Source organism: Stenotrophomonas sp. S39, assembly GCF_016624665.1.
Taxonomy (GTDB): Bacteria; Pseudomonadota; Gammaproteobacteria; order Xanthomonadales; family Xanthomonadaceae; genus Stenotrophomonas.
Genome location: NZ_JACVTT010000155.1, coordinates 1 through 6343 on the forward strand (window position 1 = coordinate 1; position 6343 = coordinate 6343).

General features: G+C 69.5%; 4 protein-coding genes. All 4 read left to right on the forward strand.

The window, feature by feature from the left end; translation table 11 throughout:
• Nucleotides 1–220 precede the first annotated feature (220 nt).
• Entirely contained in the window at nucleotides 221–3439 is a 3219-nt protein-coding gene (locus IAE41_RS21565) for an efflux RND transporter permease subunit (protein ID WP_200734506.1), read from the forward strand.
• Complete coding sequence (locus tag IAE41_RS21570; protein ID WP_200734507.1) at nucleotides 3432–4595, forward strand: efflux RND transporter periplasmic adaptor subunit; 1164 nt, start codon at nucleotides 3432–3434, stop codon at nucleotides 4593–4595. Before IAE41_RS21565 ends, IAE41_RS21570 begins: the two co-directional genes overlap by 8 nt.
• Nucleotides 4582–5976 carry an efflux transporter outer membrane subunit gene (locus IAE41_RS21575; RefSeq protein ID WP_200734508.1) on the forward strand — a complete coding sequence of 465 codons (1395 nt, stop codon included), beginning with the start codon at nucleotides 4582–4584 and terminating at the stop codon, nucleotides 5974–5976. The genes IAE41_RS21570 and IAE41_RS21575 overlap by 14 nt, the downstream gene beginning before the upstream one ends.
• A gap of 75 nt (nucleotides 5977–6051) precedes the next feature.
• A complete protein-coding gene (locus IAE41_RS21580) occupies nucleotides 6052–6279 on the forward strand; it encodes a hypothetical protein (RefSeq protein ID WP_079222284.1) in 228 nt (75 codons plus the stop codon).
• The last annotated feature ends 64 nt before the right edge of the window (nucleotides 6280–6343 follow it).

Here is a 6343-nt window from a genome sequence, read left to right on the forward strand (position 1 = left end):
GGTTTACGGCGTCCCCGCAAACCCACAGTGCCCCGCCATCCCACGGAATGCTGCTCTGGCTTTTGACGTTGCCTCTGCAGGTGCAGGGCGCAGCCCTGCCGAACCCCACCCCTTTCATGAAAGATGTTTCATCCACGGCACAGCTTTGTTTTAACTGCCAGCGCCGATACTTTCCGGCCTGCGCTGCCCACGGTGGGCACACGCACTGCTGGAGAGCTGCATGCTCGGCTTGGTCAGGACCGCGCTCAACAAGCCTTACACCTTCGTGGTGATGGCCATTTTCATCTGCATCGTCGGTCCGCTCAGCGCCCTGCGTACGCCCACCGACGTGTTCCCCGACATCGGCATCCCCGTCATCGCCGTCGTCTGGCAGTACACCGGCCTGTCCCCCGATGCCATGTCCGGCCGCGTGATCTCACCCTACGAGCGCGCGCTCAGCACCACCGTCAACGACATCGAACACATCGAATCGCAGTCGCTGGCCGGCATGGGCGTGGTCAAGGTGTTCTTCCAGCCCGGCGTGGACATCCGTACCGCCAACGCGCAGATCACCGCCATCTCGCAGACCATCGTCAAGCAGATGCCGGCCGGCATGACCCCGCCGCTCATCCTCAACTACAGCGCTTCCACCGTGCCGGTGCTGCAGATGGCGTTCTCCAGCCCGACCCTGGGCGAATCGCAGATCCGCGACCTGGCGCAGAACACCGTGCGCCCACCGCTCACCTCCATTCCCGGCCTGGCCATCCCCGCACCCTACGGCGGCAAGCAGCGGCAGATCACCCTCGACCTCGATCCGCAGGCGCTGGCCGCCAAAGGCCTGTCCGCGCAGGACGTCGGCAACGCGCTGGCCGCGCAGAACCAGATCACCCCGGTGGGCACGGCCAAGCTGGGCGGCAACGAGTTCACCGTGCTGCTCAACAACAGCCCAAGCGACATCGAAGCGCTCAACGATCTGCCGATCCGCACGGTCAATGGCGCGGTGGTCACCATCGGCCAGGTCGCCCACGTGCGCGATGGCTCGCCGCCACAGACCAACATCGTGCGCGTCAACGGCGGCCACTCGGTGCTGATGGCCGCGCTGAAGAATGGCGATGCCTCCACGCTCACCCTGGTCAGCCGCATCCGCGCCATGCTGCCGCAGATCGGCGAAACCCTGCCGCCATCGCTGAAGATCTCGCTGCTTGGCGATGCCTCCACCTTCGTCCGTGAATCCATCAGCAGCGTCGCCCGCGAAGGCATCATCGCCGCGCTGCTGACCAGCGTGATGATCCTGGTCTTCCTCGGCAGTTGGCGCTCGACGGTGATCATTGCAGCGTCGATTCCGCTGGCGGTGCTCTCGGCCATCGCGCTGCTGTCGGCGGCCGGGCAGACGCTCAATGTGATGACCCTGGGCGGCCTGGCGCTGGCGGTGGGCATCCTGGTCGACGATGCGACGGTGACCATCGAGAACGTCAACTGGCACCTGGAACAGGGCAAGGGCGTGCGCGAGGCCATCCTCGATGGCGCCGCACAGATCGTCGGCCCGGCGTTCGTGTCGCTGCTGTGCATCTGCATCGTGTTCGTGCCGATGTTCCTGCTCGATGGCATCGCCGGCTACCTGTTCCGCCCGATGGCGCTGGCGGTCATCTTCGCCATGGGCAGTTCGTTCGTGCTGTCGCGCACCCTGGTGCCGACCATGGCGCTGTACCTGCTGCGCCCGCACCGGGTCGAGCATGCCGTGGGCCACCATCCCGAAGATGCCTTCCTCAACCATCACGAGGGCGATCATCCGCAGCACCGCCGCGCGCGCCTGGCCGCCACGCTGGTGCGCTGGCAGCAGCGCTTCGAAGGCGGTTTCTCGGCCGTGCGTGACCGCTACCACGCGCTGCTTGGCCTGGCCCTGGGCAACCGCCGGCCGTTCCTGATCGGCTTCATGGCCTGCGTGCTGGTGTCCTTCGCGCTGCTGCCGACCCTGGGCCAGGATTTCTTCCCGGCCACCGAGGCCAGTGCGCTGTCGCTGCATGTACGCCTGCCGCTGGGCACCCGCATCGAGGAAACCGCTGCTGCCTTCGACCGCATTGAAGCGCGCATCCGCCAGGAAGTCCCGCCGGCCGAGATCGATGCCATCGTCGACAACCTGGGCCTGCCGATGACCGGCATCAACATGGCCTACAGCGCCAGCGGCACCATCGGCCCGCAGGACGGTGACATCCAGGTTTCGCTGAAGCCCGGACACGGTGATGCCGCCGGGTACGAGCGTCGCCTGCGCGAAGTGCTGCCGGCCGCCTTCCCGGGCACCAGCTTCGCCTTCCTGCCGGCCGATACCAGCAGCCAGATCCTCAACTTCGGTTCGCCGGCGCCGATGGACGTGCGCATTGCCGGGCCCAATGCGGCCGGCAACCGCGCCTATGCGCAGGAACTGATCCGCCGCCTGCGCCACGTGCCCGGCCTGGTCGATCTGCGCCTGCAGCAGCCCGATGGCTACCCGACGCTGAAGGTGGACGTGGACCGCCTGCGCGCCAACGGCCTGGGCATCACCGAGCGCGACGTCACCAACAGCATGGTGGCCTCGCTGGCCGGCAGTGGCCAGGTGGCGCCGACGTTCTGGCTGAGCCCGAAGAACGGCATTTCCTATGGCGTGGTGGCCGCCACCCCGCAGTACCGCATGGACAGCCTGGCCGCCTTGAGCGCGCTGCCGGTCACCGGCAGCAGCGGCGTGCCGCAGGTGCTGGGCGGCCTGGCCGAGATCCAGCGCGGTTCCAGTTCGGCGGTGGTGACCCACTACAACGTGCAGCCCACCCTGGACGTGTACGCCAGCGTGCAGGGACGCGACCTGGGCGCGGTGGCCGCCGATGTGCAGACGGTCATCGATGGCATGGCCAGCCAGCGCCCGCGTGGCACCGAGGTCGGCCTGCATGGCCAGATCGATGCGCTGCATGTGGCCTTCACCGGCCTCGGCTACGGCCTGCTGGCCGCCATCGTGCTGATCTACCTGCTCATCGTCATCAACTTCCAGTCGTGGACCGATCCGTTCGTCATCATCACCGCGCTGCCTGCCGGCCTGGCCGGTGTGGTCTGGATGCTGTTCCTTACCCACACATCGCTGTCGGTGCCCGCGCTGACCGGGGCCATCCTGTGCATGGGCGTGGCCACGGCCAATTCGATCCTGGTGGTCAGTTTCTGCCGCGAGCGCCTGGCCGAACACGGCGATGCCGCCAAGGCCGCGCTGGAAGCCGGATTCACCCGTTTCCGGCCGGTCTGCATGACCGCGCTGGCGATGATCCTGGGCATGCTGCCGACCGCACTGTCCACCGAACAGAACGCGCCGCTGGGCCGCGCGGTCATCGGCGGCCTGCTGCTGGCGACCTGCGCCACCCTGTTGTTCGTGCCGGTGGTGTTTGCCCTGGCCCACTCGCGTAAGCCCCGCACCGCCCCCGCCGGAGAGCCCCTGCATGTCTGATGCTTCGCTGCCGCAGCGTTCGCTGCGCCGCCCCCTCATCCTGGGTGCCGCAATCGCGGTGGTCGTGGTTGCCGCCGGCCTGGGCCTGCGCGCGCAGCAGGCGCACGCCGTGGTGGAATGGACCGAGCGCCAGGCGGTGCCGGCCGTGCAGGTTGTCACGGCCGGTGCACAGGCGGCGGCGGGCACGATGACCCTGCCGGCGCACCTGACTGCCTGGACCGAAGCGCCCATCCACGCGCGGGTCGGTGGCTACCTCAAATCATGGAATGCCGACATCGGCCAGTCGGTCAAGGCCGGCCAGGTGCTGGCGGTGATCGACAGCCCGGAACTGGACCAGCAGATCGCCCAGGCCCATGCGCACCTGCTGCAGGCGCAGGCCGATGCCGCGCTGGCCAAGGTCAGTGCCGAGCGCTGGCAGGGCATGCTGGGCAGCCATTCGGTGTCGCGCCAGGAAGCCGATGAGAAGCAGGCCAATGCGCTGGCGGCGCAGGCCAGCGTGGAAGCGGCGCAGGCCGACTATGCGCGGCTGCAGGAACTGGGGCGCTACCGCACGCTGCGCGCACCGTTCGATGGCGCCGTAACCTCGCGGCAGACCGACGTCGGCCAGCTGATCCGCGCCGATGACAGCGGCCGCGAACTGTTCAACATTGCCGACACGCGCCGCCTGCGCCTGATGGTGCCGGTGCCGCAGAACAGCGCGGGCAGCATCACGCCGGGGCTGCAGGCCAGCCTGCAGGTGCCGGGCCAGTCCGGCCGCCACTTCACCGCCACACTGCAGGGAGACTCCAGTGCGATCGACCGCAGCTCGGGCACGCTGCTGGCGCAGTTCGTGGTCGACAACGCCGACGGCGCGCTGCTGCCGGGCAGCTACGCCGAAGTGACCCTGCCGCAGCAGGGCGGCGGCGATGGCGTGAGCGTGCCGTCCGAGGTGCTGATCTTCCGCGCCAAGGGCACCCAGGTGGCGGTGGTCGATGGCAAGGACATCGTCCACCTGCGCGACATCCATATCGCCAGCGACCTGGGCAGCACGCTGCGGGTGGACCGTGGGCTGAAGGCGGGCGACCGGGTCATTCCCAACCCGCCGGATGCCCTGCGCGAAGGCGACCATGTGCGCGTGGTCGCCGGTGAGCAGGAGCCTGCACATGCGCGTGGTTGAACGCCGTCTGGCGCTGGTGCTGGGCGCGGTGCTGCTCGGCGGTTGTTCGCTCGCGCCGACTTACCAGGTGCCTGCCGTGGCGATGCCGGCAGGCTATGAAGGCAGTGGCACACCCGCGGCCGCCTCGCCGTTGCCGGCTGCGTGGTGGCAGGCCTTCCAGGATCCGCAGCTGGACCACCTGCAGCAGCAGCTGATCGAGGCCAGCCCGACCCTGGCGCTGGCCGTGGCCCATTACGATGCCGCGCGTGCCGCAGCCGGTGAAGTGGCGTCGGCCCGCGCGCCGCAGGTCGGCTTCAGTGGCGGCCCGATGCGCCAGCGCCAGTCCGATGACAAGCCGCTGCGCAGCGCCACCCAGCCTGCGATCTACGACAGCAACAGCGCGGCGTTCTCGCTGTCCTTCGACCTGGACCTGTGGGGACGCCTGCGCAATGCCGCCGCTGCGGCAGGGGCGCGTGCCGAGGCCAGCGGCGATGACCTGGCGGCGGCGCGGCTGAGCCTGTCGCAGCAGCTGGCCGGGCTGTACCTGCAGCTGCGCGGCGCCGAGGCGCAGCAGGTGATCCTGCGCGACAGCATCGACGACTACCGGCAGGCGCTGGCCCTGACCGAAGACCGTTTCCGCGGCGAGATCGCCTCGGAACTGGACGTGGCCCGCGCGCGCCACCAGCTGGCCAGTGCACAGGCCGACCTGGATGCACTGGATGCACGCCATGCGCTGCTGCGCCATGCCATCGCCGAACTGGTGGGGGCCCCGGCCAGTGGCTTCGTGCTGGGCGACGGCAATCTACCAGCGCTGCCGCAGGTTCCTGCGGACCTGCCCAGCAACCTGTTGCAGCAGCGCCCGGACATCGCCGCAGCCGAGCGGCGGGTGTTTGCCGCCAACGCCGGCATCGGGGTGGCGCGTGCCGCTTGGTTCCCGCAGCTCAGCCTGACCGGGCTGCTGGGTGGGCAGACCTCGGGCAGCGCGTCGGTGCTGGACGTGGGCAACCGCTACTGGGCGCTGGGCCCGCTGGCGGCGCTGCCGGTGTTCGATGGTGGCCGCCGCAGGGCTGCGAAGGCGCAGGCCTACGCCGAGTTCGATGCGGCCTCGGCGCAGTACCGGGCCACGGTGCTGGCGGCGATCCGCCAGGTCGAGGACCAGCTGACCCTGCTGCGCCAGCTGGACGCGCAGCGCGGGCACGAGGACGACGCCGTGCAGGCCGCGCGGCGCGCAGAACAGATCGCACGCGACCGCTACGCCGGCGGCGCGGTGAGCTACCTGGATGTAGTGAGTGCGCAGACCGACGCGCGGCAGGCGCAGCTGGGCCTGCAGGACATCCAGAGCCGGCAGCTGCAGGCCAGCGCAGCGCTGATGGCAGCCCTCGGCGGCGGCTGGGTGCGCTGAGTCCGGCCACGGTCTCAACCTGTGAGAGGGCGCGGCGGAACAATCGCCCCATCGCCACCTCAGCAGGGAAGTGCCATGAGCCGTTGGAACACCCACATCGTCGGCGCCTACGCGCCCGCCAGCATCGGCTGGCTGCTGGCCCTGGCCGGCGGCCTGCGCCTGGAACAGCTGCGCGCGGACCCGCTGGCGCAGTCACTGGTGCCGGTGCTGCAATGGGGCGTGGCCAGCGCGCTGCTGGCTACCCTGGCCTGCATCATCGGCGCCAGCGCCGTACTGTGGCGCAACGGGCGCCGCCCCCGCTGAGCAGGCCAGTCTTGGTAGAGTCGAGCTTGCTCGACTGCCGTTGGCACACGCAGTCGAGCAAGCT

What these genes read in the sequence shown, in the direction of transcription:
- IAE41_RS21565 (WP_200734506.1), top strand. Translation starts at nt 221, where the DNA reads ATGCTCGGCTTGGTCAGGACCGCGCTCAACAAGCCTTACACCTTCGTG.
- IAE41_RS21570 (WP_200734507.1), top strand. Translation starts at nt 3,432, where the DNA reads ATGTCTGATGCTTCGCTGCCGCAGCGTTCGCTGCGCCGCCCCCTCATC.
- IAE41_RS21575 (WP_200734508.1), top strand. Translation starts at nt 4,582, where the DNA reads ATGCGCGTGGTTGAACGCCGTCTGGCGCTGGTGCTGGGCGCGGTGCTG.
- IAE41_RS21580 (WP_079222284.1), top strand. Translation starts at nt 6,052, where the DNA reads ATGAGCCGTTGGAACACCCACATCGTCGGCGCCTACGCGCCCGCCAGC.